19 protein-coding genes and 7 pseudogenes are annotated in these 26410 nt (G+C 59.4%); 13 read left to right on the top strand and 13 right to left on the bottom strand.

All coding sequences use genetic code 11. From position 1 onward, the window contains the following. Nucleotides 1–982: 982 nt before the first annotated feature. The 7 genes from A4R29_RS05190 (at nucleotide 983) to A4R29_RS35585 (ending at nucleotide 6686) form a co-directional block, all read left to right on the top strand. Nucleotides 983–3106, top strand: coding sequence for a prolyl oligopeptidase family serine peptidase (locus A4R29_RS05190; RefSeq protein WP_063171369.1), 2124 nt, complete (start codon nucleotides 983–985; stop codon nucleotides 3104–3106). A 145-nt stretch (nucleotides 3107–3251) separates the two neighbouring features. Then, entirely contained in the window at nucleotides 3252–3947 is a 696-nt protein-coding gene (locus tag A4R29_RS05185; protein WP_063171368.1) for an OmpW/AlkL family protein, read from the top strand. A gap of 351 nt (nucleotides 3948–4298) precedes the next feature. After that, nucleotides 4299–4532, top strand: a complete 234-nt coding sequence (locus A4R29_RS34030) for a hypothetical protein (RefSeq protein ID WP_145923737.1) — start codon at nucleotides 4299–4301, stop codon at nucleotides 4530–4532. Nucleotides 4533–5086: 554 nt separating this feature from the next. Continuing rightward, nucleotides 5087–5518 (top strand): DPP IV N-terminal domain-containing protein, encoded by a 432-nt coding sequence (locus A4R29_RS35600; protein WP_395387729.1) that lies wholly within the window; start codon nucleotides 5087–5089, stop codon nucleotides 5516–5518. A 73-nt stretch (nucleotides 5519–5591) separates the two neighbouring features. Next, nucleotides 5592–5966, top strand: a complete 375-nt coding sequence (locus tag A4R29_RS35595; protein ID WP_395316753.1) for a DPP IV N-terminal domain-containing protein — start codon at nucleotides 5592–5594, stop codon at nucleotides 5964–5966. Nucleotides 5967–6213: 247 nt separating this feature from the next. Then, nucleotides 6214–6456 (top strand): prolyl oligopeptidase family serine peptidase, encoded by a 243-nt coding sequence (locus tag A4R29_RS35590; RefSeq protein ID WP_395316755.1) that lies wholly within the window; start codon nucleotides 6214–6216, stop codon nucleotides 6454–6456. 41 nt (nucleotides 6457–6497) lie between these two features. Beyond that, nucleotides 6498–6686 (top strand): prolyl oligopeptidase family serine peptidase, encoded by a 189-nt coding sequence (locus A4R29_RS35585; RefSeq protein WP_395316757.1) that lies wholly within the window; start codon nucleotides 6498–6500, stop codon nucleotides 6684–6686. A 567-nt stretch (nucleotides 6687–7253) separates the two neighbouring features. Here A4R29_RS35585 and A4R29_RS05175 read toward each other — a convergent pair. Beyond that, complete coding sequence (locus A4R29_RS05175) at nucleotides 7254–7487, bottom strand: helix-turn-helix domain-containing protein (protein WP_063171367.1); 234 nt, start codon at nucleotides 7485–7487, stop codon at nucleotides 7254–7256. A 77-nt stretch (nucleotides 7488–7564) separates the two neighbouring features. On the opposite strand from A4R29_RS05175, the gene A4R29_RS05170 reads away from it, so the two are divergent. From A4R29_RS05170 to A4R29_RS34775, 3 genes are all read left to right on the top strand, one after another. Next, nucleotides 7565–7885: a DNA -binding domain-containing protein gene (locus A4R29_RS05170; RefSeq protein ID WP_338039854.1), complete on the top strand. Its 321-nt coding sequence runs from the start codon at nucleotides 7565–7567 to the stop codon at nucleotides 7883–7885. 1112 nt (nucleotides 7886–8997) lie between these two features. Then, nucleotides 8998–9174: a hypothetical protein gene (locus A4R29_RS34780; RefSeq protein ID WP_174564960.1), complete on the top strand. Its 177-nt coding sequence runs from the start codon at nucleotides 8998–9000 to the stop codon at nucleotides 9172–9174. After that, nucleotides 9171–9338 carry a hypothetical protein gene (locus A4R29_RS34775; protein ID WP_174564959.1) on the top strand — a complete coding sequence of 56 codons (168 nt, stop codon included), beginning with the start codon at nucleotides 9171–9173 and terminating at the stop codon, nucleotides 9336–9338. Before A4R29_RS34780 ends, A4R29_RS34775 begins: the two co-directional genes overlap by 4 nt. Before the next feature lie 500 nt (nucleotides 9339–9838). Here A4R29_RS34775 and A4R29_RS05165 read toward each other — a convergent pair. Continuing rightward, a pseudogene (locus tag A4R29_RS05165) lies at nucleotides 9839–10777 on the bottom strand (IS481 family transposase). Between the two features lie 313 nt (nucleotides 10778–11090). Between A4R29_RS05165 and A4R29_RS34925 the strand changes: the two are divergent. Beyond that, nucleotides 11091–11298: pseudogene (locus tag A4R29_RS34925) on the top strand (IS110 family RNA-guided transposase); the annotation flags it as partial. Between the two features lie 319 nt (nucleotides 11299–11617). Here A4R29_RS34925 and A4R29_RS05160 read toward each other — a convergent pair. Continuing rightward, on the bottom strand, nucleotides 11618–12844 hold the full coding sequence (locus tag A4R29_RS05160) for an ATP-grasp domain-containing protein (protein WP_063173585.1): 1227 nt from the start codon (nucleotides 12842–12844) through the stop codon (nucleotides 11618–11620). A gap of 396 nt (nucleotides 12845–13240) precedes the next feature. On the opposite strand from A4R29_RS05160, the pseudogene A4R29_RS35580 reads away from it, so the two are divergent. Next, nucleotides 13241–14292 (top strand): annotated as a pseudogene (locus tag A4R29_RS35580) (IS256 family transposase). Here the strand turns inward: A4R29_RS35580 and A4R29_RS35575 are convergent. The 10 genes and pseudogenes from A4R29_RS35575 to A4R29_RS32725 all read right to left on the bottom strand — a co-directional run. Further along, nucleotides 14287–15487 (bottom strand): annotated as a pseudogene (locus A4R29_RS35575) (IS110 family RNA-guided transposase). The pseudogenes A4R29_RS35580 and A4R29_RS35575 sit on opposite strands and share 6 nt — an antisense overlap. A 331-nt stretch (nucleotides 15488–15818) precedes the next feature. After that, nucleotides 15819–16157: pseudogene (locus A4R29_RS05145) on the bottom strand (IS110 family transposase); the annotation flags it as partial. A 311-nt stretch (nucleotides 16158–16468) separates the two neighbouring features. After that, nucleotides 16469–16654, bottom strand: a pseudogene (locus A4R29_RS34910) (DMT family transporter); the annotation flags it as partial. 15 nt (nucleotides 16655–16669) lie between these two features. Next, nucleotides 16670–16813, bottom strand: a complete 144-nt coding sequence (locus A4R29_RS34905) for a hypothetical protein (protein ID WP_244506903.1) — start codon at nucleotides 16811–16813, stop codon at nucleotides 16670–16672. A gap of 134 nt (nucleotides 16814–16947) precedes the next feature. Then, the gene (locus A4R29_RS05135) at nucleotides 16948–17490 is read right to left on the bottom strand and encodes an ATP-binding cassette domain-containing protein (protein WP_244506902.1); all 543 of its coding nucleotides are present in this window, start codon (nucleotides 17488–17490) and stop codon (nucleotides 16948–16950) included. Nucleotides 17491–17798: 308 nt separating this feature from the next. Continuing rightward, nucleotides 17799–18902: a mandelate racemase/muconate lactonizing enzyme family protein gene (locus A4R29_RS05130; RefSeq protein ID WP_063171365.1), complete on the bottom strand. Its 1104-nt coding sequence runs from the start codon at nucleotides 18900–18902 to the stop codon at nucleotides 17799–17801. Between the two features lie 257 nt (nucleotides 18903–19159). Then, on the bottom strand, nucleotides 19160–20089 hold the full coding sequence (locus A4R29_RS05125; protein WP_063171364.1) for a 2-oxoglutarate and iron-dependent oxygenase domain-containing protein: 930 nt from the start codon (nucleotides 20087–20089) through the stop codon (nucleotides 19160–19162). Then, a complete protein-coding gene (locus A4R29_RS05120) occupies nucleotides 20086–20793 on the bottom strand; it encodes a class I SAM-dependent DNA methyltransferase (RefSeq protein ID WP_063171363.1) in 708 nt (235 codons plus the stop codon). Before A4R29_RS05120 ends, A4R29_RS05125 begins: the two co-directional genes overlap by 4 nt. Then, complete coding sequence (locus A4R29_RS05115; RefSeq protein WP_063173584.1) at nucleotides 20790–22124, bottom strand: NAD(P)-dependent oxidoreductase; 1335 nt, start codon at nucleotides 22122–22124, stop codon at nucleotides 20790–20792. The genes A4R29_RS05120 and A4R29_RS05115 overlap by 4 nt, the downstream gene beginning before the upstream one ends. A gap of 1050 nt (nucleotides 22125–23174) precedes the next feature. Next, a pseudogene (locus A4R29_RS32725) lies at nucleotides 23175–24082 on the bottom strand (transposase); the annotation flags it as partial. 733 nt (nucleotides 24083–24815) lie between these two features. On the opposite strand from A4R29_RS32725, the gene A4R29_RS05100 reads away from it, so the two are divergent. Next, nucleotides 24816–26399, top strand: coding sequence for an ABC transporter substrate-binding protein (locus A4R29_RS05100; protein ID WP_063171360.1), 1584 nt, complete (start codon nucleotides 24816–24818; stop codon nucleotides 26397–26399). Nucleotides 26400–26410: the final 11 nt, after the last annotated feature.

Genomic DNA, 26410 nt, shown 5'->3' with positions numbered 1-26410 from the left:
GCACCGGCGCCCGGGCCACCAGCCCTCGATGGATGTGTTTCGTCGAAGCGTGTGAGGTCGGCACCGTTCGGGGCAGAACACGCAGGCAAATAGCGGCGACTTGATCGAACCAGCGCAGCCAGCACGGCCCGAGCAGGCCAAGTGGGTTGGCTCGAGGCCAGTGGTCGGCTCCTTCGCCGCTTTCCTAACGTTCCTTGAAGATCCCGTGCTGCGGCGGTGGGTGCGTTGATTGTGCGACGGTCGTCGAAGTGCGGGCGTTGTAAGCGTAGTCATGGGAGGTCTCCTAGGGGAAGCTCCCGCCATTGGAGGCCAAGTTCCAGGCTATGGCAGCCTGTATAGGTGTACAGGTAAGCTGACTGTTGAGCCGACCGCAAAACACGAACGGCGAGGTGGGCAATTCCTTTCAGGTGGTGCTCACGCCGGGCCTTTGGGAGCGGCTTGCACCTGGAGCACGCGGTCGGGATGCGCGCGGTGGCAGGGGCTTGACCAACCATCAAAGCCAGCGGAACGAGCCCTGGACTTCGATTTTTTTACCGCTCTGGTCTCTAGACCCACAGACGATTCGTTCCTCCATGGCGGCCATCGAGTCGTGGTGTCGTTTGCCAATTGGATCCGGAAGCGTTTAAGCGTTCCGACGCGAAGATGTTGCGGTCCAGCCAAGTCATTTTGAGGCGCCTGAGTTCTGACTGTGTCGCCGAACTCGCCGGCGTAGCTTGATCCGGCGACTACGGGTGCGCTCGCTGTCGGATTCTCGACTATGTCGGCCATGTGACATAGCGCAACTAGAGTCATCCCATTGTTTTGAACGATTTCACAGTTGGCACGACAGATGCAGTCCTGTGCGCAAGAGCACTCTGGCGCCGCCAACTGAGAAGAACCCTCTGATGATCACGCTTTTCGAAGATGCTGGCGCGCCAGCCAACACTGAGCATTCCCGAGCAGACCGAAACCATTGCGCTTTTAATCGTCCGGTTATCGGGACATGACCGAATTCGATTTCCGGCCAACTGTGAATGCACCCGACGATGACCCCCACCTTTGGCTTGAAGATGTAGAAGGCGAACGGGCACTTGCGTGGACGGTGGGCCAGTCGGCAAAGACCCTGAAGCATTTCGGTGGAGGGCAGTTTGAGCGCGACCGGGCGGCGCTGACAGTGATTTTTGACCACCCAGATCGGATGCCCCTAATCACGCGCCGCGGTCAGTACCTGTACAATTTTTGGCAGGATGCCGGAAATCCGCGCGGGCTGTGGCGCCGGACCACCCTTTCTGTCTATATGGAGGCGGATCCCCGATGGGAGCTGCTGCTCGACCTTGACGCCCTCGCTGCTACCGACGCAGAGGACTGGATCTGGGGCGGCGCGTCGATCGAGCCGGAGGTACGGGAAAGAGCCATTCTGCGCTTGTCGCGCGGCGGCGGCGACGCAGTCGTGCATCGTGAATTCGACCTGAGCTCTCTGAGCTTTGTCGCCGACGGCTTCAATCTTCCCGAAGCCAAGGGCGGCGTTCATTGGCTCGACCCCAACACCCTTCTGCTTTCCAGCGCGCTTGGTCAGGGCATGGCAACTCGCTCCGGCTATGCGCGCACCGTGCGGCTGTGGAAGCGTGGCGCGGATCCCCTCACCGCGCCGGTAATCTTCAAGACCGGTTACGAAAACCTCGGTGTGTCTGGCCATCTGGACCGCACCGCCGCGACCGAGCGCCTATGGTTCGTCGAGCAACTGGGCTGCTTCGAGAAGCTGGTACGCATTGGCGACAGAAGCGGCCCGAAGATTGAGATCGACCTTCCCAAGGATGCCAGGTGGGTTAACTTTGGCGATTGGCTCGCGGTAAAGCCGCGCAAAGCATGGACGGTTGCAGGGACGACCTATTGCGCCGACGTGCTGATCGGCATGTCGCTTTCCTCTTTCATCGCCGGCGAGCGACGTTTTCGTACCCTGTTTGAACCGGCCGAGCGGCGCTGCCTGCAATCATTCTTCTGGACTGATGGAAAGCTCATCATCACCTACCTGGCGAACCTCGGCCGAAAATTTGAGATGTTTATCCCAGGTCCGCAGGAATGGACGCGCCGAGTGCTGGACACCGTGCCAGCGCAAGGGACTGTTCACCTCTGGTCACTCGATGCCGCGGTTCACGAGAGCAATGGAGAGCTTCTGGTCTTGGCCCAGGACCCGACCACTCCGCCCCAGCTTTCCCTGTTAGATCTCGAAGCCGCGCCGCATGTCAGCGCTCAGGTAATCCTAAAGCGCAGCCCGGAGAATTTCGACGCATCCGGACTGGTGGTCACGCGCCATGAGGCAGTGTCGATCGATGGCGAGATGATCCCCTACACGCAGGTCGGTCCGCGGAACGGGAAGGGTGATGCCCCGGTTCACCTTTCCGCCTATGGTGGATTCGGCGTATCGCTCCTGCCCTCCTACAACTCCTCGCTCGGCAAGCTGTGGCTCGAACGCGGCGGCACCTGTGTGGTGGCGAACATCCGCGGGGGCGGCGAGTTCGGCACCCGCTGGCACGATGCCGGGCGCAGGCAGGGCAAACGTCTCGCCCATGACGATTTCGCCGCCGTTGCCGCCGACTTGGTACGAAGGGGCATTACACTGTCGAGGCGCATTGCCGCGCAGGGCGGCTCGAACGGCGGCCTTCTGATCGCCAACATGCTAACGCGCTATCCCGAGCAATTCGGCGCGCTGTTCTGCACAGTTCCCCTTATCGACATGCGACGGTACAGCAAGCTCCTGGCAGGCGCGAGCTGGATCGACGAATATGGCGATCCCGACAAGGCTGACGATTGGGCTTTCCTGAAGGAAATCTCCGCCTATCACACTGCCACTCCGGGACAGCCGTATCCGCCTATCCTACTCGCCAGTATGAAACGCGACGACCGCGTCCATCCGGGCCATGCGCGTAAGATGGCCGCAAAACTGCAAGCGCTTGGCTATGCCGCTTACTTTTACGAGCCCAGCGCCGGTGGGCACGGCTACGGCAAGGACAATCGCGAGCGAGCAGCGTTCATCAGTCTTGGCATCAATTTTCTTCGCAACGCGATCGGCTGGCACGCTGACAGCGTCGTAAACGGCGGGGAGCCAGATAAGAGCAAACTACAGTGAGCGAGTGAGTGCAGGTTCACGGCTGCGGCAAAGCTACAAATGCGAGCACTGCTTGCGCAAAATGCGCCATCGCTCTGTCGCTCTCGGTCAATACAGCCTGACCATACGTTCAGTCCACATTTCTGAAGAGCAAGGAGAGAATACGATGGCAACAAGGCAATTGAACGTTGCGCGGGGGCTAATAGCGGCCATCACGCTGATCCTGGTCGGAGAGCAGGCGGCTGCGGCTGACGTTCCAGAGGTCCCGTGCGACCCCGACGAGGGTGCCTGGGTGCGGGAATCGGCTAGCCCTTGGCAGATCCGCCTGCGCGCCTTGGGGGTCATCACTGAGGATTCGGGCTACGTTGATGCGGTGCCCGGCTCTGGTCTTTCCTATTCGAACACCGTGACGCCGGAGCTCGACATCTCGTACTTCTTCACGGACAACGTCGCCGCCGAGCTTATCCTCGGCACCACCTATGCCAATATCACGGGCCAGGGTTCGATCGGTGGGCTGGGCAATATCGGCAAGGTTTGGCTGCTGCCGCCGACGCTGACATTGCAGTACCATTTTACCGATTTCGGTGCTTTCAAGCCCTATGTCGGCGCCGGCGTGAACTATACGATCTTCTATCATCAGGAAGCCGGCAGCGCCGATGATCTAAAGGTGAAGAACACGTTCGGCACCGCACTGCAGGTCGGGTTCGACTACATGGTGGACCAACACTGGGGCGTCAATTTCGACGTGAAGAAGCTATTCCTCAAGCCAGACTTCGATGTTACGGTGGCCGGCGGCAAGCTGGCCGGGAAAGCGGCGCTCGATCCGTGGCTAATAGGCGCAGGCGTCACCTACCGTTTCTGACAACGGAAGGCGAACGCGGCTTACTCACAGCCGAGTCGAATGAAGGGCGCCTCGTGCGCCCTTTTGCCGTCGGCTCCGACTTCTACTCTTGTCAACCCGATATAGCCCAAGGTCAATGTGACTTGGGGTGTCCGAGCTGTCGGATATGCGACGTTAATGTGGTCATCCGACACAGCCGGTCCGATCGATCGCCTTGATTTAAAGGATTTCCTTTGGCGGGGATATTGCATCGTTCATGCAGACACGGATCAACGGACCGACGACAGCCATGCAGAGAATGTCGAAAAGCCAACGCTTTGTGCCGGGCGCAATTCCGGCGCTTCTAGCTTCAGAAAAAAGAAGGACGAATGAGTGCAAGCGTCATCGGGCTTTGAATATTCCATCATTGTGGAGACGGAAAATACCCTGCTGGCTCGGATGCCAACTCTTCAGTCTGGTTCACCCGGCCAGTTCCTGGATATGAGTCATGGTGACTGCCGGCTGGACCCACGTGCTGACTCCTTCAAGCAACACTCAACGCTGCTGCACGCCGGGGATGAAAAGCCAGACTCCAACAAAGCGTTTTCCGAAAACCGAAAGAGGTGAACAGATATGTTTAAGATCGGCGCTTTCGTGCTCGCTTATCAATTCAAGAGGCATCGGGATCGGCGACCTCGGGCGCTGGCCAACAATTCGAACGGTGCGCATCCACCGCTAGCGCTGAACGATTTGGAGCGGCACTGACGATCGACGATCGCTACTGCGGGCTCACCGTAAATGTCCCCGAAGGGCGTTCTGGCTGACTGGAGCCAACGTGTTCACATACCGCCGGACTACCCACGGCGAGCAGCAGTTCATGCGGGTCGATGCTGCCACGGGCTTGTAACGGGCCGCCTTGATCAGGCCCGTCTGGCGGCGCTAAATGAACCGAGCCACACGAGCTATCAGGCCGACGATCTTCCCTTCGAGCGTTTCGAACTGACCGAGGATGGTCGCAGGCTCGACTTCCTGGTTGGAGGTCCGGTGAGCTGCGATCTTGCAAGCTATGCCTGCACCAGCACACAACTGGATGTGGACGCCCCGGACTTTCAGCTCAGCCACCACTACACGCCACCGGCTGAGAATAAGACCAGAGGAGCGTCTCGCCCGACGGCAAATGGATCGTCTATATAAGGAACTACAATGTTTTCCTGCTCAGCAAGGACGGATCGCAGGACGTTGCGCTGAGCCGGGATGGATCCGAGGGAAATTACTACGTCTTTTCGACACTGAGCTGGTCGCCCGACTCGCGCCGTCTCGCGGCTTACCGTGTTCGCCCCGGCTTCAAGCGGGAGCTCCAATACCTCAATTCGTCGACGGACCAGTTGCAGCGCGAACCTTCAACACTGGTCTATCCCAAGCCGGGCGATGTCCTTCCGTGGCCCCAGCCGGTCCTGTTCGATCTAAATGCCGCGCCGCCGCAGATCGTTATCGACAACGCTCTGTTTTCCAATCCCTTCGAACTTTCTCCTCTCCGGTGGTGGGCGGACGGTCGCCGCTTCACTTCGAATATAACCAACGCGGGCATCAGCTCTATCGGCTGGTCGAGGTAGAGGCCGCCACGGCCCGTGCCCGCTGATCATCGACGAGACCAGCAAGACATTTGTAGACTACCAGCGTCTGGTGATGCATCAGGAAGATACCGGGAAAATCTTTCGTTACGATGTCGACGAAGGGAAGGAGATCATCCGGGCATCCGAGCGCGATGGGCACGAGCACCTGTATCTGTTTGACGGCCAGACGGGCGGGCGGATCACCAGCGGTGAGTGGGTCGTCCGGGCGGTCAACTATGTCGATCCGGTCGAGCGCCAGATCTGGTTCGAAGCGAGCGGGAGGAACCTGGGGGAGGACCCGTATTTCGTCCATGCGTACGGCATCGGCTTCGATGGTGAGGGGCTGACCGAGCTCACGCCCGAGCCGGCCAACACCATGTCAAGTTCTCTTCCCACGGTCGCTATTATGTCGATCTATGGTCACGCATCGATCTGCCGCCTCAACTGATACTCTACCGCGCCAGCGACAATCTCCACGACCGGGTACTTCTTCTTCGGATCGAAATTGGCGGGCAGGTGGATCACGCCCCAGCTATCGGTCTCGCCGTCGCGCCCCTTGGCATGGAAGCTGAGTGGCGAGAATATCTATGCCGGACCCCTGGGCTCCTTCGTCCCAAAATCCTTCTCAAGGCGGACAGAGCCGCTCATGCAGCTGGGCTTCGTCGTTGTCCAGATCGATCGCATGGGGACCAACAATGCTCGCGCCTTTTATGACGTTTGCCTGGAAAAATCTCAAGGACGCAGGCTTTCCCGATCGCATCCTATGGCACAGGGCGGCCGCCGCGAGGTATCCGTGGTACGATATCTCCAATGTCGGCATTTTCGGCTGGTCGGGAGGCGGTCAGAGCGCGGTGGGCGCGCTGCTCTTCCATCCCGAATTCTATAAAATCGCGGTGGCCAACAGCGGCTGCTATGACAACCGAATAGACAAGATTTAGTGGAACGAACAGTGGATGGGGTGGCCAGTCAGCATTGAATATTGCCAATCCTCCGCGACAATGCTTACAGGCTGCGGGGCACGCTGATGATCGTCGTCGGCGAAATGGACCACGATGTCGACCCGTCCTCCTCGCTCGAGCTTGCCGACCGACTCATCAAGGCGGGAAAAGATTTCGACATGGTCTATGTGCCTGGTGCCGATCACGGCGCGCCAAAGTATCTATACTGAGCGCAAATCCCGGACTTCTTCGTTCGCAACATTCTCGGTCAGACCCCACCCGACTGGGACGCTGAACGAACCGAGCTGAAAAAACAAATCGTCACGATGATCGCTTCGGCAGCTTCTGCCTGTGGCAATCCTCGCATCCTGATAGCGAGCGAGCGGAGAACCGGTCGGACGAGGACCTGCGCCGATTCCTGCGCAACCGGCCTAAGCTAGACGGAAACAGGAACGATTCCGACGCTCGACGGCCGCAAAGCGGAATTGAGGACAGGGCGCCCGTCCTCTGCCTGCTTATTCAATGACGGTACGCTTCGGTCCGGCATGCTTCGTTTGCCTCCGCTCGCCTATCGCGGCTTTGCCCGGAAGCACGGAAGCTGGGGTGGGCGGCGAGCTGCGATCGGAAGGACCGCCTTCCAGGTGGACGCTATCCGAAGGAACGGAACGAAGAGAAGGACCCGAAGCGAGAGCGAAGGGTTTGCGGGATGCCGCGGCAGGCCTAGAAAGGAGTGCCGCCTACCCTAAGCTCCGCCGGGGGGCCAAAAAGAAGAAAAGCGGCTGGTCCGCCGGCGCCAGCTATGAACGCAGGCCGGACAGAATCTCACAAGGGTCGGTGTCAAGCACTGCAGTTACATCGAGAAACTCAAAGACATCGAGGCGCCGCTCTCCACCTTCATACTTGGCCACGAAGGATTGCGGCCGGCCAAGCTTCTCGGCTACCTGCGCCTGGGTCATGCCCTTGGCCTTGCGCAGCGATATCAACTGGGCCAGAAACCTATGGTGGCGGACAGATCGAAGAGATTTGGGCATTTAGCGAACCGGTCAGGTAAAGATCGGCTCAGCCACTAATCCCGGTTCCGGATTATCCCATTTTGGGATATGCTGTCTTGAATCCAGCGATCAACATGGCGAGGTTCGCGGCAGACATGAATCGGCCAACGGGAACAGATGGGTCTCAAAGCTCAACACTGCGCGACGAGGTCCCCTGGTCAGACAGCATCACGAGCTACGACAGGCAGAATTCGACCATCTACCTGCGCATCCTCGACGCCTGCGCCGACAATGCCAGCGTAGAGGAAGTGGCCGAACTCATTCTCGACATCGACCCCGTCCTTGAACCGGTACGCGCCCTCAATGCGGCTCGCAGCCATATCGATCGGGCGAACTGGATGGTGACGTCAGGCTACAAGGAACTGTTCGCTGGCTGACGCACGGCTCGGTCTGTCACGTTTTCCGGCAGGGAACTCACGACAGTCCCCATTCCTGAGCGCAGGACCCGAGAGACGCGCGCCGAATGCGGTCGCGGAGGTGATCGCCAGGATCCATCCAGTCGGCGCGGATGCGATCTGGCGATTGTGAAGGTCCGGCGAGCAATCGGTCGGGACCTGAAGAACGATGTTCAATCGTGGCCGCGTTTTTTGCGGAAACAAGCAGGAGGCAAATTCGCCGTAAGAGGCACTCGAGCGCCCTCAGGCGATTCTCCAACGCCGCCGCGGGCCACCGCATCGGCACAGGTGAACTGGCTGCAGGATGTCCGCACCGGTAACAGCGATCTGGACGCTGCGCTGCGCATTGCCAAGAAGGACATGCTGGCTGTTGTCGGGCCTCGGCACGACTGCGGCACGACAAGGCAATGTCGCAAGTTCGAACGGCGACGCCGTCGACGACGAGGACGGCTGGTCCGCAATGACGGGAGCACTTGAGCGCACCGGCGCCCACCAGAGGCGCCGCCGCGCCGCCTGGGATTCAGCGAAACAAGTCAGCTCGACAGCTCGCCAGCCGACGCGATCACCTCGACGGAAGTTCCGGGCGGCGAATTTTAACTGCCGGACCAGATCAGGCTGGAATGCCGGATTGCGCCGCAAGAACTCCCAGGCCCTCCCGCGCAGAGTCAGCTGAGCGGTCTAGTAACCGGTGTGATCATGACGGTGCCCTCCGTTCCCAGCTAAGTGCGGGCCGGCGGGATCAATCGATAAGCTGCTAGCTGGAGTTAGTAGCTGGCCGCCCCGGCCGGCGCCTGTACGGTTGCGACGAGAGCGCGGATCCGCAGGTGTCGCGTCGCTCGCCGGCTCACAACTGTTTGAGTAGGGATGCGATGAGACATGTGATTGGAATAGACATCCGCACCTTTGCGGAGGTGGTAGTTTGGGAAGATGGCGGCTGCGCCCATCACGACGGTCGACATGACCCGCTCGGGGCTGGAGGGGTTCGGTCGCAGATTGCGACGAACGGAAGGGATTGTCGTCGAGGCTACGGGCAACGCCATGGCGTTGGTGCGGGTTCTGTCGCCCTATGTCGACCGGGGATTGTCGCCAACCCGATGCAGGTGAGCGCGATCGCCCATGCCAGGATCAAGACCGACAAGATCGATGCGGCGTTCTGTGCAGCTCATGCGAGCGGCTTTCTGCCGGAGGTCTGGGTTCCCGATGAGGGGACCGACCGGCTTCGCCGCCTCGTCGCGCGGCGCGCCAGGTCGTGCGGCATCGCACGCGGGTGAAGGACGAGGTGCTGCAGGCGCACCTCGTGCCGAAGTGCCCGCATGCCGATCTATTCAACCGTCGGGGTCGTGCCTGGCTCGAGCGGCAGGTGCTTCCCGACGACGAGCGGGCTGCTATCGCCCGCTACATCTCAACGATGGCATTGACGCCGGTGATCGTCTGAAGCCGCCGGACTTGCACATCATCAACCGCTTCCCGGGCGATGTCGCGATCGAGGTCAGCTGGCGCAGGTCGCAGATGTGGCGGTCGCCGGCAGGCTCGCAGAGTTGATTTGGCACGTGCTGACCAAAAGAGCAGAACTACTTCCGGGCCAGCCCGGCGCTGGTGGCGGCAAAGCGGAGGTAGCTCGCTCAGCTGGCGCGCCGGGCGAGCGCGGTGTCGGTCGCTGCGGTTCAGCTTACGCTACAACGTGAACGAGTTGCGAAAAAGCGAGAAAGCCGCGGCCGAGAATGCTAAGCGTGACTAGAAGTTGATGGTTCGGCATTGGTGGCAACCGGGCCGAATCGGCTCACGGACGGCCGCACAAGCGCAGCACAGGTGGTTCGCCGCCGTTTTGCTTTGACTCTACGGCTGCCAACTCAACTATCCAGCGCTGAAATCGGCAGTGCGCCGGAGACCGCTGCGGTGGCTAAGACGGCGCAACCAGAAGAGCCGGCGCCTGGGCTAAGTGTGGAGCCTCAACAGGTTGTCCTCGGTCGATCCGAGGCGACTGATGGGTGGTTTGGACTTTAGGCTGCCGTGTGGGCGATGCCAATTGTATCTGTGCAGCCAGACAGGCAGTTCGGCGGCGCGGTGATCTGAAGTTGGATAGGCGACGGCATAGGCCCATTCGCGCAGCGCCGTTTGGATGAAGCGTCGGCCTTGCCATTGGTCTTGGGCATATAGGGCCTCTGACGTGCTTGAGACCGAGATAGCAGGCCCTGGTGGCGAAGGCCTTCGATCTGTAGCAGGAGCCGTTGTCGGTCATGACGCGGGCGATCGCGACGCCGAGGCTTGGGTAATAGGCAACCGCCGCCTTGAGGAAGATGGCGCTCTCTTTTTCTCGTCGGGCAGGATCTGCGAGAAGGCGATGCGGGAGGCGTCGTCGATGCAGACATGGACGGACTCCCAGCCAGCGCCACGGGACTTGCCCTTTTGCGGATCGCCGGTGATGCGATGGCCGACCTGGCTGAAGCGACCGAGCTTCTTGATGTCGATATGGATCATCTCGCCGGGATGCTCGCGCTCGTAGCGTCGGATCGGCTCGGCCGGTTCGATGTCGCTCAGCCGCGACAGTCCGGCACGCTTGAGAACCCGGCTGACGGTAGCGGGCGAGACGCCGACCTCATGAGCGATGTGCTTGCCGGTCCAGCGTTGCCGCCGCAACGCAACGATGCGCTCGGCGATCGACGCAGCGGTGGCCTGTGGCATATGGGCGGGCCGCGAGGAACGGTCGATCATGCCTGCACGCCCTTCGGCCTTATAGCGCTCGAACCAGCGCGCCACGATCTTGGCCGACACGCCGTAGACACGCGCCGCATGGGCTAAGACGCCTTCTGTCACCGACAGCGCCATCTCCTCTCGATGCAGCGGCGTGAGACGGGAATTCTTGTGGATGTTCATTCGGACCCTCCGTTGAGTGCTGAAGCCTGGTAACTCCAGTCTCCTCGGTTCGATCCGAATGGACAACCTCCCGAAAGCTCAGCAAAGAGTCATCGGGATTGATCGTCCCGAAGTCGAATTTCTGCTCGAAGGTGCCGAGAGACGACAGTCGCGTGAAGTGTGCGGTTGAAGACGTATATGTTCGGTGCCTGAGACGCTGGCGCGCAAATGTTCCGCGTAACGGGCGAAACACACTGTTTTCTATATTACTCGCACAGCCTCTTCGTTGGTTCGCAAATTGCATTGGACACCGGGGAGGATCCGTTTACGATTTCGGCGGTTGCCCATCGTCGGCGTCATGGCCGTGGTTCGATGGGCGTCTCGGAGGCGCGCGCCCGACAGTTCCTGGCCTTGCCCGCTTGATGTTGAAGAAACCCCGCACGCTGGTGGCAATCGCGCTGGCCAACAAGATGGCGCGTGGCATCTGGGCCATGCTGACGAAACAGGAGGACTACCGGGATCCGGCGACGGTGCCTGCGTGACGTCCAACAACGCACCTGAGACCAGGACGTTGGGGATGTGACGAAGGCATGAACTGCATGGACAAATGGTCGACCAGATCGGGGTCAGGTAAACCAGAGACAAGTTGAGAGCCTACGCAAGCTCGCTTTGTTGATTTGGACCTGATCCGCGCATAACCATACCGGCCCGCGGCATATGGAATGGCCGCAAATCAAGGCCTGACACATGACCGCACTCGATCACATGCCCAATGCTTCAGGTTCTTCGTTGCAAAACGGCTGGCATTCACGCAAAGGGGCGCCGCCACTTGGCGCCCCAAGGTAACAGGGCAGATCGTTCCTATTCGCCAAGGGTAGGAAATGGTGTGATCGACCAATCGACCATGTCGACGGCACGCTGCAGTGTTGCCTCGGTCTGAGCACGGCTGGATGAAGCCGCGATTACATGTCCGATCGTGTCTCGGAAATCACCTTTCCTGATGATCGGCGTTTTTGGTTCGACGTAGAATTTAACCTCGGCGACACCTGACACAGCAGCCGCTCGCCTTTCGTCACCGATCCAATCGAGGACACCATCGCGATCAGCAACCAGGAACCGCGCGGCCGCTATATGGGAGTGCCTTCTGCGCAAATCGCATTTGTCGCCGGTGAATAGCTTGATGTGCTCGGCGATTAAATCGATACCGTAAGCAAGATGAACCAGTTGGGGAGCGGGCGTGCCAGCCATACGCGGATTGACTTCAATGACAACTGGGCCACGCTTCGTCCAGCGGAATTCAATGCATATCGCCCCAAAGCCGAGGTCGAGAGCTCGCAGACAGCTCAACGAAATATCAGCGATACAGGTATACTCCTCATCAGTCAGAGGCGCCGGATAGATGTACTCGCGATAGACGAAGTGCGGTGGAGGGCCGAAGTCCCCGGCGCCAATCGCAATGACGTCCTTTCCCATTATGTCAGCTTCGTAGTAAGGACCCTGTGCGAATTCTTCGACAAGTATCCTTGGCGAGGACTGCCATATGTACTCCCCGCCCAACAGATAGGCCGTATGTTCGGCTACCTCGTCGACGTTGCGGCACAATCGGACTCCGATGCTGCCGCCGTCTACCGCTGGCTTAAGAATCACCGGCAGGCCGATCTCCGCGGCAGAGCTTGCAGCATCGCGCGCATTCGTCGCCAAGCGATAGGCCGGCATTGGAACACCGGCCTCCGCAAGGAGCTGACGTTGAGTGAATTTGTCTTCGCATCGTTCAATGGATGCAGGGTTCGGTCCCGGTAGATCGAAGTGCCGGCAGAGCTTGCCGACTGTCGCATAGAATACTGATCTGCCCATAATCCCAGCAATATCGTAGATCGCACGTAGCCGGGAACATTCGCTGATCAGCGCATCGAGGTTGCTTGTATCGACACGGATTGCCTCACTCCCTTCCGTCACGAGATATCGGTTGCCAGTTGGATCAGCCGAAAGAGTAATTGGATGAAGTCCAAGACGCTGGGCTGCTTGGACACATAGCTGACCACAACCCCATGGACCGCCTTCAACCAGGATGAGCGCTCTTGTTTTCATCTGCTGTAGACCTTCTGTTGCGAGTTGTTGGTGGTCAGAGTGTATAGATCGGCTTAGCTTTTTAGCCGTGCCCTCCCTCAGACTTGCGATGAAGGTACCATCGTCGGCGCTCTGCGGTTGCAAACAGTCTGTGATCTTAGTTGAAGGATCTGTTGCACGCCGTAGTTCCCGGCTGTGGCAAAGGGTGTCTCAACGAATTGTGGGGGTTGCGATGTTCAACAACGCGAGTTCGCTCAGCGTGCCAGACATAGCTGGCGAGATGGCCATGCCATTCTTCGTCGAGGATGGCGTGATACCGATGGTCCGCACGCACAGGGACATTTGGATTTCTGGGCGAAGACATGCTCGACAAGGGCGCTGTAGTGGATTGTTGGCCAACGAACATTCGATCCGAAGTTGATTGTCAAATACAAGCGCCGATTCCGGACTTCGACGACAAGATCATCTCTACGTACGCGCGGCATGACCGTTCGCGAGATCCGTGGTCATCTCGAAGAGCTCTATGGCACCGAGGGTGTCGCCGGACCTGATCTCGGCCATCAGCGATGCTGTCCTGGACGAGTGGCCGAATGGCAGAACCGGCCGCTCGACATCTGCTATCCACTGGTCTTCTTCGATGCCATCCGGGTCAAGATCAGGGACAATGGCTTCGTTCGCAACAAAGCCATCTACATCGCGCTCGGCATCCTGCCCGATGGCACCAAGGAGATTCTCGGCATTTGGATCGAGCAGACCGAGGGCGCCAAGTTCTGGCTGCGCGTCATGAACGAACTGAAGAGCCGTAGCGCCGGCGACATCCTGATCGCCGTCGCCGACGGGCTGAAGGGCTTCCCCAAGGCGATCAACACCGTCTTCCCTCAAACCGTAGTCCAGACCTGTATCGTGCATCTGATCCGTCATTCGCTCGAGTTCGTGTCGTGGAAGGACCGCAAGCCCGACGACGGCTGCGCGCTATCTACCGGGCCAAGGACGTGGAAGCCGGCCTGGCCGCACTCGATGCGTTCGACGCCGGCTATTGGGGCCAGATATATCCGGTCATCACGCAGAGCTGGCGACGCAACTGGCAGCACGTTGTGCCGTTCTTCGCCTTCCCTGAAAGCGTGCGCCGCATCATCTACACCACGGATGACATCGACAAGCGTGATTTCGGCTCTCCTGTGCGTTTCTTTGTTCGGCTTCAGGTGAGCTGTTTTTTCGCCCCCGCCTACAGGATTTCCCGTGCGAGCATGTCGAGACGCAGTCAAGGCTGGCCGGTGCGATTGGCGCCACGGGCGGCTGCGAGGTCTCCAGGCCACGCCTTGATGGCGTCGAGCACGGCGCCATTCTGGAGCGGACCGAGGCGTCGGTCGTGCCGCCACATTTCCTTGTGCTATATTTGTCCGGCACGGACGACCACGTGGCAAAGAGTGGTGGGAGAGGATGAGAGTGCCGCCACGCAGCCGTTATAGTCGTTCCTCGTTTGTGGCGTCCGTGCGCCGCTTAGGCCCTCGTGACCGCCAATGCCGAACCATCAGCTCGTAGGTACGTTCGGCATTCTCGGCCGCGGCTTCTCGCTGTTTCGCAACTCCTTCACGTTGTAGGCGTAAGCCGAACCGCGGCGACCGACACTGCGCTCGCCTGGCGCGCCAGCCTTGAGAGCGAGCTGCCTCTGCTTTGCCGCCACCAGCGCCGGGCGAGCCCAGAAGTAGTCCTGCTCCTTTGTGAGCAGATGCCAGATCAACACGGCGAGCTTGCGGGCGAGCACCACGGCTGCGACCTGATGGCCGCGCTCGTTGCGGATGCGCAGGAAGAAGGCCCTGAGCGATCCGGGCGCCTTCGCCGCCGCCCAGGCGGCCTCGACCAGCAATGGCGCGGGCATGGGAATGCTCATGTTTGCTGATCCGACCGTACTGAGCTATGCCAAGTCCCGACTGGCGCACAGGCGGATTGAGGCCGAAGTAGCTCACCAGTTTCTGCGCTTCGCGGAACCGCCGGATGTCGCCGACGGCGGCGATATACCGCTCGCGACGATGGCGTCGACGCCGGTGATGGTCTGAAGTCGCCGGATTTGCACGTCATCAACCGCTTCCCGGGCGATCTCCCGATCGAGGTCAGCCAGATCCTCGGCCAGGCGGTCGATCTCGCGGATGTGGCGGGCGATAGCGGCCCGCTCGTCGTCGGGAAGCACCTGCCGCTCGAGCCAGGCGCGACCCCGACGGTTGAATAGATCGGCATGCGGGCACTTCGGCACGAGGTGCGCCTGCAGGATGCCATGCACTCGTTCTTCACGCGCGTGCGATGCCGCACGACGGACGAGGCGGCGAAGCCGCTCAGTCTCCTTATCGGGAACCCAGGCCTCCGGCAGAATGCCGCTGGTATGGAGCTGCGCCAGAACCCCGGCATCGATCTTGTCGGTCTTGATCCTGGCATGGGCGATCGCCTTCACCTGCATCGGGTTGGCGACGATCACCCGGCCGACATAGGGCGACAGAACCCGCACCACCGCCATGGCGTTGCCGTTGCCTCGACGACACTCTCATCAGTCCTTCGCAAACTGCGGCCGAACCCTTCCAGTCCCGACCGGGTCATGTCGACCCATCGGTGATGGCGCAGTTGGCCATCTTCCCAAACCACCACCTCCGCAAAGGTGCGGTGGATGTCCATTCCAATCAAGCGTCTCATCGGCTCCTCCTCAAACAGTCGGGAGCCGGCGGGCGACGCGACACCTACGGATCCGTGCTCTCGGCGCAACCGGGCAGGTCGCGGGGGGGCCAGCTACTAACGCGAGCTCGCAGCTCATCGAATAGATCGGCCTGCCCGCACTTGGCGTGCTCCCGGTGCCCCTGTCCCGGATGGTCGCACCATACGCCGAAAACCGATCATCTCCAGCGGGGATCGGATGGCACCGTCATGATCATACCGGTTACCAACGCCATCCTGGATTCCGGACGAACCGACACAGACTCTGCGCCGGCAGGTGACGCGGCGCAATCAGATCGTCCGGCAAGACTTCCGGCAGGAAGCCGCTGGCATAGAGCTGCGCCAGAACGCCGGCATCGATCGTGTCCGTCTTGATCTTGGCATAGGCAAAGATGTGCACCTGCATCGGGTTTGCGATCACCACTTTCTCCACGTGCGGCGCGACAACTGCGGCGGCCGAGGACGCGTTGCCAGTGGCCTCGATCACGACGATATCGCTCGGCGACAGATTTGCGGCGAAGGCGTCCAGCAGATCGCGCCGCATGTCGACACGACCCAGCCGCCTGAGCTTGCCGTCCTCCCATGCCACCGCCTCGGCGAAGTCGCGATGGATATCCAGTCCCACGATGCGCATGCGTATTCCCTCCTTCCTGGCTCGGTGAAAGACGGGAGCTGACGGGCAACACGACAATCCGCGCTCGCAGCGCGTCCGGGAAAGTCGCGAGGGGCGGGCCATGTAACGAGCTCGGGCTCTCAGCCCACGGTCTAAGACGGCCTGCCCGCACTTTCGTGCTCCCGGTGCCCCACATCCCGGATGGGCTCACCATAAGACCGTTCCAAAACAAGAACAGCAGGACGAAAGGGCACCACAGATACATACCGGATATGAGTTCGGCCAAACGTTCCTACGCTCGACCGCCAAGGCGACCAAACGAAAACTCGTGATCAGTGACCAACAGTCTTGGAGAAAACGTTGATCACTACGACGCCGCAAATAATCAGGATGATCCCCAATACCGCAGGCAGATCAAGTGGCGTCCTATAGACCTGAACGCTCACTATGGTTGTCAGCACGATGCCGACGCCGCACCAGATTGCGTATGTGACACCCAGGGGAATCAATTTGAGGGCATGGGAGAGAAAGAACTACGCGACGACGAAGCTGGCGATGGCAGCTGCAGTAGGTCCAAGCTTCGTGAATTGCCGTGTTTCGGGCAACAGCGATGAATCGATGACTTCGGATACAATGCCCAGCACCAGGGCGCTGTAAGCTATGACCAGAGGGTTCATGAAGTCACCTTCCCGAGCAACGCCTGACAAGCCTCTCCAGAAAGGTCCGCAGCCAAGGCGTACGGCATTTTCGCGGCAACAGTGAGGTCCATTCGGTTGGGGAGCGCCATGGGAATCCCATTGTCGTGTCCTAACTACATGTTGCTGTGGTTCCGCCCTGTCGAGGCAGTGGGTACAAGCGCCTTAAGAACGTCCGTCATGTTGAGCGTGCCCACCCGAACTCCGTCCGAGTGCACCGCGAAGAATTTGTCGGCGGCGCCGTGGGATCGCAGGATCGCCCGTTCCAGGGTCTCGTCCCCGTCGAGGATCTCATAGCCATCGTCCTCCGTGATCGTCTTCTCCATTACCGATCGGACGCGCAGGACGCGTGCGCGGTTGATATCACTGACGAAGTCTTCAATGTAAGGGTCGGCCGGGTTGAGGAGGATGTATTGCGGCTCCCCCTGCTGCACGATCTCGCCGTCCTTCAGGATCACCAGGTGGTCCGCAAGCTTGAGAGCCTCATCGAGGTCATGGGTGATGAATACGACGGTCTTCTGAAGGTCCTTCTGCAGCTCGAGGAGAAGGTCCTGCATGCTCGACCGGATGAGCGGGTCCAGCGCTGAATAGGCTTCGTCCATGAGCATCAGCTCGGAGTTCGACGTCAGAGCCCGGGCGAGGCCAATGCGCTGCTGCATAGAAACTGTTTCCCGGCCCTCTGGTGGGTCGTTCAACGCCCGCGCAATGCGGCGGACTTAACGGTCCGTCGGTTCATCCGTCGGCGGGGCAGAAGATCTTGATGTAGTTTGCCCTCTTTTCAAGCTATCAATGTCCTGCCAAGACAACTTGGACTTACACATGACCACTGAATTGGTATGGTAACTGCTTACCCGCGGTTCTGTGTGCGCGGTGAGAACGCCGAGGTCTGCAGCGGTGGCAGGCTTTGGAAGCGAAGCAGTGACATGATCCAAGAAAGTAAATCAACGCTTCTGCGTATGGACCGGAGCTAGTCTATGATGGCAACGGGTTGGCCAAGCACTCCAGAATCTGGATTGATTCCAATGCCTGGGCCTTCAGGCGGCGCGATGTGGCCACTGCTGCGAGATGGAGCGTAGGGATCGAGTCGCGGAGCAACATAACCGGACAGATCGCATGTATTCATTATTCGGTTTTGCGGGGTCGATGCTGCCAAGTGGAGGAATGCTCCCGTGGTAACATCAGTCCCCCACGTATCTTCAATGCACATCCGGGGGCCGAGATGCAGACACAGATCGCGAAGTCGCCGGATCGCACTGAGTCCTCCTGATTTGGAGAGCTTTAGGGCGACGGCATCCATGCAACCAAGCTCATACGCCCTAAGCAGCGAAGCCGTATCGTGCGCGTTCTCGTCGATCTTCATCGGCAGCCCGGTCGCCACACGAACAGCGGCACACTCTTCAAGTGTTGCACAGGGTTGCTCCAGCATGATGTCATAGGCTGCTACGTACTTGCCAACACGCGTTGCATCAAGGCGAGAAGCCCCGCAGTTCCAGTCGCCATAAACGAGCGGCCCCTTCCCAACAGCCTCTCGTACTAGTCGTAGCCGGGCGACGTCGGCCTCCCAGTTGTTGTCGGCACCTAACTTGACCTGAAACTGCGCCAGACCCTCTGCCTGCGCCTCTCTAGCGATGACGGCCATTTCATGGGGTGCAATACAGGTTATCGAGTGGTAGACTGGTATCCGAGCCATCTGGCGACCACCGAGAAGCTTATAAAGAGGCAGCTTCGCTACTTTGCCTGTGATGTCCCAAAGAGCCAGGTCAAGGGCAGATTTTGCGTAGACATGCCCCTGCAGCCAACTGTCAATCCGGCCCATTAACGCTTCCGGCCCGATTGGATCAGCTCCAATGATTTCAGGTGCAAGATATTCCAGTGCAGGACGGACGCCTTCAGCATAGGCCGGCAGATAGTGAGGAATCGGACAAACCTCACCCCACCCGGAGATACTCTCGTCGGTATCGACGCGAAGCAATATTGAGGTCACGGCATCGCAGGTCTTTCCACCCGCCATGTGATACGGAACACGGCTGGTCAATGGCACTTGCCAAACCACAATTCGTGTGATTCTCATTTAAATTACCTCGCATATCACCCGCTATAGAGACCTAACATTGATTGTTTTTCTACAAGTTCGCCGCGCCAGAGGTAGATCCCTGGTAGCATTGGCGCACCAGCAGTTTGCGTGAGATGGCAGATCATGCCACGGCCACGACGCTGCAAGTCGTCGACTTTGTCCGTCCTCTCCCCGGGTGAACTCAGGCTCTTCACGACTAAATCGTTAGGCATTGCTTTGCCTGTGTCGCAATTTATTCTGAGAAAACCAGACGCCTACCGCAACTCTCGCGCCCGTCCGGCGCCGTTTCCGGTTTGCCAGATCGAGTCGAAGTTGCGCAGCATCACTTCCGCGACGCTAAAGGTGTGCTTCCCTTGCTGGGAAGTCAGGCGAGCGTCAATGTCGGGATAGATAAAGAACGGAAGGGAAATTCGTTCGGCTGGACCGGTGTGCACGACCTGATGGGGCGTGCTCTTGAATTGGTCATCGCTCAAAGCCTGAAGCATGTCGCCCAGATTCACAACGAGACAGTCGGGCAAGCTCGGCGCCGGCACCCAGCGTCCCCCGAACCACACCTGCAAGGAGCGCGTGGGGAGTTCCTCCTGCAGCAGCAACGTAAAGAACCCGTTGTCGGTATGCTTTCCGGCTGTGCCACCAGCGGATGGATATCGGATCACACGCTGGAGTACCGTCGGTGGGCTGAAATAGCGCTGGAACCAGCCCTCTCCCATATCGAGCAAGTCAGCAAGTGCGGTCCCGAGCTGCGGCACAACCTCGTTAACCACGGTCGCCTGCAAAGCTAGCAGGCTTCGAGCGAAACCAGGAGCCAATGCGTCATCCGGAAGGCGCGTGCGACCAGCAAACGGACGCCGGTCACCTTCATTCTCGATTCCGAGGTCGAACATCTCCTTTGGATCAGGGCCGGCCTCGGGATGTAGAGCCTCGCCATACAATGGACTGTATCCACGGGCGGTGGCGGGGTACACGTATTGGGCGGAGTGACCGTAACGTTCCTTTGTGGACTGTGGCAACGCGAAGAACCGCCGGGAAGCGTAGATCGCATTTGCGATCTGTTCCTTCGGGATTCCGTGCTCAAGATAGAAGAACCCATACTCTTCGCAGGCCAGGCGCAGGCGTTCGCGCTCTTCGTTTCGCGTTGCATCGGCTGTCAGTTTCGCCAGTGAGATTTGCGGTAGTGTAGTCATAGCTGTTTCTCCGTTGGTGCTGTGGCTTTATCGGGTACCTGGAAGACCCAGTAGTGTGCGCCCTCCTCCGCGATGTATTTGCCATCGTTTAGACGCTGGGTCGTCACAAGCACGCCCGCATCCTCCAGACGACGCACCTCACCTTCAAAGGACGAAGCCTCCGCATAGCTCTTGCGGGTGCTTACGATGATGAATCCGTTGGGACGCGTGACGCGAGCCAGTTCGCGCAGTGCGTCCGGTCGGATGTGACCGACCGTGAAGACGCCGCAGCAAACCGTGATATCGTAGGTCGCACTGGAGCAGTCGGAGAGCGGCCCGTTAAGGTCGACCTTGGCTTGGATGTGCCGGTAGGCGCGGGTTTTCCGGGCCTTTTCGGCCATCTCCTCGGAGAGGTCGATCCCGTCAATCAACTGGAAGCCGAGGCGTTTCAGTTCCACGCCAACGAGACCTGTTCCGCACCCAGCGTCCAGGATTGCGATGGCTGCTCGCTTATTGGCCAAATACGCTGTCTGCACGGTGCCCGCCAATTCCGCAACGATCGTCGGCCCGCAGTATCCATCGCGACCGACATCCAACTCGTAAGAATTGGCCCATCCGCGATAGAAGTGGACCAAGTTACCGGCATCGCCATCGAGGGTATGGGAATCCTTGATGCGCTTTCGCGCGGCTTGCGCCAATGCCGTCTGCTGATCGAGGGTGGTCATGACAGTTCCTCCATTCGGGGGCAAATGAGATGCGGCATCGTCAGCGGCGAAATGGCACCGGCTAGATGCACAAGCCGCTCGCTGCCGTATTGCTGAGCATGGCTATCCGACCATGCGGAGGCGCCCACGCTCCAAGTGATAACGTCGTGGATCAAGACATCGCTCAGGCCCATGCCGCGTCCAAGATCAAACGCCTCGTCAAGGATCAGGCGATTGACGTGGGTGAGCTCGTCGACCAGAGACTTGAGCAAGCGGATCTGGATGTCAGTGAGTGGGACGTCGTCGAGCGGGAACACATGCTCACGCTTGGGTTTGATCCTTCCGATGTGATCGGTCAGGAATTCTTGGTCTGGCGGATGCCTGGGGTCAGCACCGTACCTGGATGGCGCGCGATAGCCCGGCACTTGCAGTCGAACGCCGAAGACCATCTCCGCCAGCGCGACGACTCGCAGATGGCTGTCGTGTCGGTCGAACTTCCGTCCCGCCTCGCTATAGCGCCTTTCGACCGCGCGCCCGATCGGCAATTCCACGCCGAGTTCGTCCGCCAGTTGGACCGTCAAGCCCATATCCTTCACCGCGATCTCCAGAGTGCACGAGCGATCGTAGCTGCCATCCAGGAGAAACGGGACGAACTGCTCGATTGCAACGGAGTTTGCGGACGACGCGACAAACTTATGCCACGCCTGCTGCGCTGGAACGCCCTCTCGCACGCTTTGGCAGAGTGCGTGGCCGCTCGCCACGGCTGCAGTGTAAAAGAGCAGGTTCGTCAGCAATTTGGCTGACTGGCCCTGACCGATGTCTCCGACATGGAAGGGGACAGCTCCGATGGTTTGCAACACCGTCTCGGAACGCACATAGGCCTCCGATGGCCCGCCGACGAAGAAGCTGACATTGGCGAAATCGACCCCCATGTGGGACAAGTTACTCGCGGGTGCTTCTAGCGAATCGACGCCAATTGCTGCCGCCCGACGGGCGATCTCGACCGTGTTGTGGTAGTCGGTGGTGGACATATCGATCCACACGCTGCCCGGTGTCATTCCGGCCAACGCGCCCCGCTCGCCTGTCATGTTGTCAAAGACGTCATGTGGCAGCGGCAGGCAGGTGATGACAATTTCGCAATCGCGAGCCGCTTCGCTGGGTGTGTCATGCCACCGGGCTCCCTTTTCGAGCACGTCTGTCGATGCTGCGGCATTGATATCATAGACGTGCACTTGAAAGCCGGCTTGCAGGAGCTTGGCGATCATTGGCCGCCCCATGCTGCCGGTACCAATGAATCCGATGCGTTCGACGTTGCGGAAATGAGCGGCGCTTACAGCCCCTGCAGCAGACACTATGCTTCCTTTCACCAGTAGAGATGCGCCTTACCCTCAACAGCATTAAATATGAAATAGATACCGAAATTACGGTAGAAGCAATATAATATATGTAAAGACAATTTACATTTTTGTTGCGGTTAATTTAAGGATTTAATTTCGTGGGTGGAAAAATTTCACAATTGAGCGTCGAGTAAGGGCGGAATTAGGGAGGTAATTTTGTTGATAGCGCCTCTTTGACAAAGGGTGGCAAGTAGTCGGGCTTCGGGCGCATGAGGACTTGTGAGGCGGACTGGAACGAAGTATGTCGTCACCGTTAAATTTCGACAGGGCCGGCGTAATGGGAGGGCAAACGGGCAGCGACGAAAACTGGCGGAGAGGCAGCCTCGAAGGATGAGATTTTCATCCTGCGATTTCGGATCTGGCTGCGAGCGTGAACCCGATCAGGTGGTGCAGGGTTGGGTTCTCTCGTCGATCACGCTACGCGAGTATCATTAGCTCCTTCAGGTCGCGATGGGATGGGAAGGCAGGCACCTTTACCAATTCGTCACTCACACGGTGCGGTACGGTTCGTGGAGGCCCGGAAGCCGCGCGCCCGTAAAACAGGATCGATCCCGAGTGTGCGCAGGAATGCCATTCGCACGGTCAACCAATCCGATTTGAAGCCGCAGGCGCTTCCGGCACCGACTGCAGGCCATGGAGGCGGGTCTGACCGATCGCCGCATTAAGCTCGAGCACCTTATGGAGCCCCTCCGAGTTCTCGCAGCGCGGTAACGATGGCATTCACAATCCAAGCGCCTGTCGGACATTGCGGCCGCGTCCATTGCCGACAAGAGCGCGGCGCGAAGATCCGAGCTGTCTAGCTTCTGAGGTCAAAACAGATCATGGGCACGCAATGTAGTCCTATCAGCCGGAACCGAAAAGCTCCGGTCCGACCCTTCAGAATCTTGCGCCTTGCCAGCGGCAACAGCGACGGTTGGTTTGTGCGGAGTTGAGCAATGACGACGAAGCGTTCTTAAAAGGTGGTGCGCGGTCCGCAGCGCTCCGGCAGTCATTGTCCGCGGCTAATCACCTCGAGATTGACCTGCGCCCGCGGCGAGCACAATAAGCTCGGCTCCGCCATTCAGCTTTGCGTGATGCGACATCCAGGTCGGCGCTGGCAGCAGCCGACATTCCGCCCCTCGCGATGCTGAAATATGTCGCCACCATGTCAACCCGATCCCGCTGTCCCACCGAGAAGAGGCGCGTCGCGATCCAGAAAATGCCGTTCGGCACACGCCGATCATCCACGCGCGGGAGGCCGTCGATTGCCGAACTGCGCCCGCCTGTGTTCCGCGCCCGTGCGGCGTCACCTTCATCGAGCGCAGTCCATTGCTTCCGCATCATCGGCCTTATCGGCACCGAGCGTGATCGCTTGCGGCCGGTCGTGCGGCTCAATCATGTGCAGTGCCGCCACCCGCTCAGCATGGCCGTCGGCGAATGTCAGGCGGCGTCGTCCAAAAGGCCGTGGCGGTTCTCCATCAGCCCATGCCCCATGAAACAAGCTTTGCTTCCTTGCCGCGTCCCTTGCGGTAGAGCCAGGTGTCGAGATCGGTGGTTGAAGCAGGCGTCGTGGACCGTTTCTGCCCGTCGCAGTCCGCTTCAACATTGCGCCCGCCGTCTGTAGGTGGCTCACCCTAGACGCTCTTCATCGAGGCACACGGCTGGATCAGGGGTACCGTCGACCGAGAAGTGATCACTCGAAAGCTTTGCCACAATCTCGAGAACTCCGAATGGTCCCAAGGCCGGATCGTCGAGGCGGATGCCGACAAACCAGCGAAACAGGAGATCATATTCCAGCCGCTCCATCAGCAGCCGTTCCGAGCGGATCGGGTAGATGCCTGCAGAAGCATCGCCCTCAAGAGCTTCTCCGGCAGAATCGAAGGTCGCCCGATTGGCAAATACAGCGCCGCGAAATCCTCCGCCAGCGCCGACAGCGCGCACGATTCATCCCCCGAATCTCTTCAGAGAAAATGAATCACAACCGCGACCAAGGGCGAGCGACTTTTTCAAGATCCTGCTGGAGTCTATCGAAACTGAGCGTCATAACGGCGGCATGTAGGCGGCTGCGGCAGGGCGATCAGGATTGTCGCCCAGGTCTGTCCCCGATGAGGCGCTCTAGGCGGCTTCCTCCCATGACGGCCGTCAGATGCTGGTGATAGCCCTTACCCAGAACAACCCCATCCCGGATCGGGTTACGCTGGGCAGCCGATTTTCAGTCTGGCCGCGAAAGATGCGGGACAGCTACTCTATTCGTTCTACCGCCTATTCGGCTGCGGCGATGCAAATGTCAATTCGGGGGAGCCCGCCGTCGCGAAATCGCGAGCGGTAAGTAATTCTGACACCACCGTCTGGCCCACTGGGCACGGGCTCGTAGAATTGGCAAAGCTGGACTCCCGCAGCACGTACGCCGTGCTCCATTCGACTGAAGAAAAAGGCACAATGATTCATGTGTTTATCGGCGGGCGGATCCATAGTTGCGGTGCCATTGGCAAATTGCAAGAAGCAACGTGGCATCGAGAAAGCCGATGTGAGCCTTGAATTAAATTCGTTAGTTAAATGCCGGCTGTTGCTATAATTCTCTCTGTGTGAACCTCCACGGCAGCGATCGCAGAAAATCAGGATGGGATCTGTGGGGGGTACCGCGGAAGGAAAGGGGAGGAACAGATCATGAATGACACCGTAGGCAGGGTGAGCCGCCGTGCCGTTCTTAAGACCGGCGCCGTGTTCGGTGGTGGGATGGTAGCCGCCGGTATGCCGCTCTCACAGGCTATCTGGGCTGCCGAGGGCAAGGTGCTCAAGGCGCGCGCCGCCCGTGACATCGCCAAACTTGATCCGGGCTTCTACCAGGGTCCACCGGATGTCGAAGTGATGAACTGCATCTATTCGAAGCTCACACGCTATAAACCGGGTGCCGGATGGGGCTGGGAATTGGAGGCGGCAGAAAAAATCGAGCAGGTCGACCCCACCCATATTCGGTTCCGTCTGAAGAAAGGTATCAAGTTCACCGGCAGTTACGGCGAGATGACCGCCAAAGACGTCAAATTCTCCTTCGAGCGCGTGATCCAGCACAATTCGCCGGTAAAACCCGATTGGGGTTCGTTGGACCGTGTCGAGATCGAGGACGACTATACTGGCGTGATCGTATTCAAGACGCCGTTCATGCCCGTTTGGAACATTGCACTTCCCTATGGGGTTGGCCACGTCCTTTCCGAGGAGGCGGTCATGAAGGCGAGCAAGGACGGTGGTGATTTCGGCATGAAGCCGCCGGCTTTCTCCGGGCCATATGTGCTCGCCGACATCAAGCCAAGCCAGCATGCGATCTTAATACGCAATCCGGACTGGTCGGGGCCAAAGCCGGGCTTTGACGAAATCCGCATTATTCCGATTAACGACGACAAGACGGCGGAACGCGCCTATCAGGCGGGCGACATCGATTTCACTCTTATCAGTCTGGATTCGCTCGCGACGTTCAAGAGCAATCCGCCCGCCGACACGAAGGTCGAGGAACATCCCTCGCTCTCTTACAACTGGATCGGCATGAATCTGGATCATCCGAAGCTGAAGGACATCAATGTCCGCAAGGCGATCCAATGGGCGATCAATGTGCCGCAGATCCTGGATGCTGCATATTCGGGACAAGCGGAGGTTGCAACTGGCATCATTCCTCCGGGCATTGTGGGACACCGCGAGAAGGCGCTCGTCCCACCGGAAGGCGATCTCATGAAAGCTAAGGAATTCCTGTCAAAGGCCGGTGCGAGTGATCTGAGCTTGACCATCGATTGCCTGAACGAGAGCTCTTCTTCGACCGTGGCTCAGACTGTGCAGGCGCAATTGTCGCAGATCGGCATCGCAACTGAGATCAGGGTCCAGGAGTCCGGCTCGTTTTGGACTCTCGGCATGGAATCGGAAGGCGAGCGCTGGAAGGATTTGCAGCTCTTCGTCACTGGCGGCTCCAGTCTGCCTGACCCATATTATTTTACCGCCTGGTTCGTGCGAGAGCAGGTCGGCGTATGGAACTGGGAGCGCTTCCGCAGCGAGCGTTTTGACGAGCTCAGCGCTAAGGCAGTCACGGTCAGCGATCCGAACGAGCGAGCGAAGCTTTACTATGAGATGCAGGATCTCATGGAGGAATCGGGCGCCTACCGGTTCCTGACCCATGGTGGATATCCGGTGATGTATCGCACCACGCAGATGCAGGCCGCAACTCGTCCGGACGGGTACCCCCTGTTCCTCGAGTTCAAGCCGGCTTAGCTCCAAGCGAC

Origin of the sequence: Mesorhizobium ciceri biovar biserrulae (genome assembly GCF_001618845.1) — a bacterium.
Lineage (GTDB): Bacteria > Pseudomonadota > Alphaproteobacteria > Rhizobiales > Rhizobiaceae > Mesorhizobium > Mesorhizobium ciceri.
This window is presented reverse-complemented; position numbering and strand designations above follow the sequence as displayed.

Excerpts from the sequence above, each read along its gene's own strand:
- A4R29_RS05190 (WP_063171369.1), top strand. The coding sequence starts at position 983 with ATGACCGAATTCGATTTCCGGCCAACTGTGAATGCACCCGACGATGAC.
- A4R29_RS05185 (WP_063171368.1), top strand. The coding sequence starts at position 3,252 with ATGGCAACAAGGCAATTGAACGTTGCGCGGGGGCTAATAGCGGCCATC.
- A4R29_RS35595 (WP_395316753.1), top strand. The coding sequence starts at position 5,592 with ATGCATCAGGAAGATACCGGGAAAATCTTTCGTTACGATGTCGACGAA.
- A4R29_RS35590 (WP_395316755.1), top strand. The coding sequence starts at position 6,214 with ATGCTCGCGCCTTTTATGACGTTTGCCTGGAAAAATCTCAAGGACGCA.
- A4R29_RS05175 (WP_063171367.1), bottom strand. The coding sequence starts at position 7,487 with ATGCCCAAATCTCTTCGATCTGTCCGCCACCATAGGTTTCTGGCCCAG.
- A4R29_RS34780 (WP_174564960.1), top strand. The coding sequence starts at position 8,998 with ATGCAGGTGAGCGCGATCGCCCATGCCAGGATCAAGACCGACAAGATC.
- A4R29_RS05160 (WP_063173585.1), bottom strand. The coding sequence starts at position 12,844 with ATGAAAACAAGAGCGCTCATCCTGGTTGAAGGCGGTCCATGGGGTTGT.
- A4R29_RS34905 (WP_244506903.1), bottom strand. The coding sequence starts at position 16,813 with ATGAACCCTCTGGTCATAGCTTACAGCGCCCTGGTGCTGGGCATTGTA.
- A4R29_RS05135 (WP_244506902.1), bottom strand. The coding sequence starts at position 17,490 with ATGCAGCAGCGCATTGGCCTCGCCCGGGCTCTGACGTCGAACTCCGAG.
- A4R29_RS05130 (WP_063171365.1), bottom strand. The coding sequence starts at position 18,902 with ATGAGAATCACACGAATTGTGGTTTGGCAAGTGCCATTGACCAGCCGT.
- A4R29_RS05125 (WP_063171364.1), bottom strand. The coding sequence starts at position 20,089 with ATGACTACACTACCGCAAATCTCACTGGCGAAACTGACAGCCGATGCA.
- A4R29_RS05120 (WP_063171363.1), bottom strand. The coding sequence starts at position 20,793 with ATGACCACCCTCGATCAGCAGACGGCATTGGCGCAAGCCGCGCGAAAG.
- A4R29_RS05100 (WP_063171360.1), top strand. The coding sequence starts at position 24,816 with ATGAATGACACCGTAGGCAGGGTGAGCCGCCGTGCCGTTCTTAAGACC.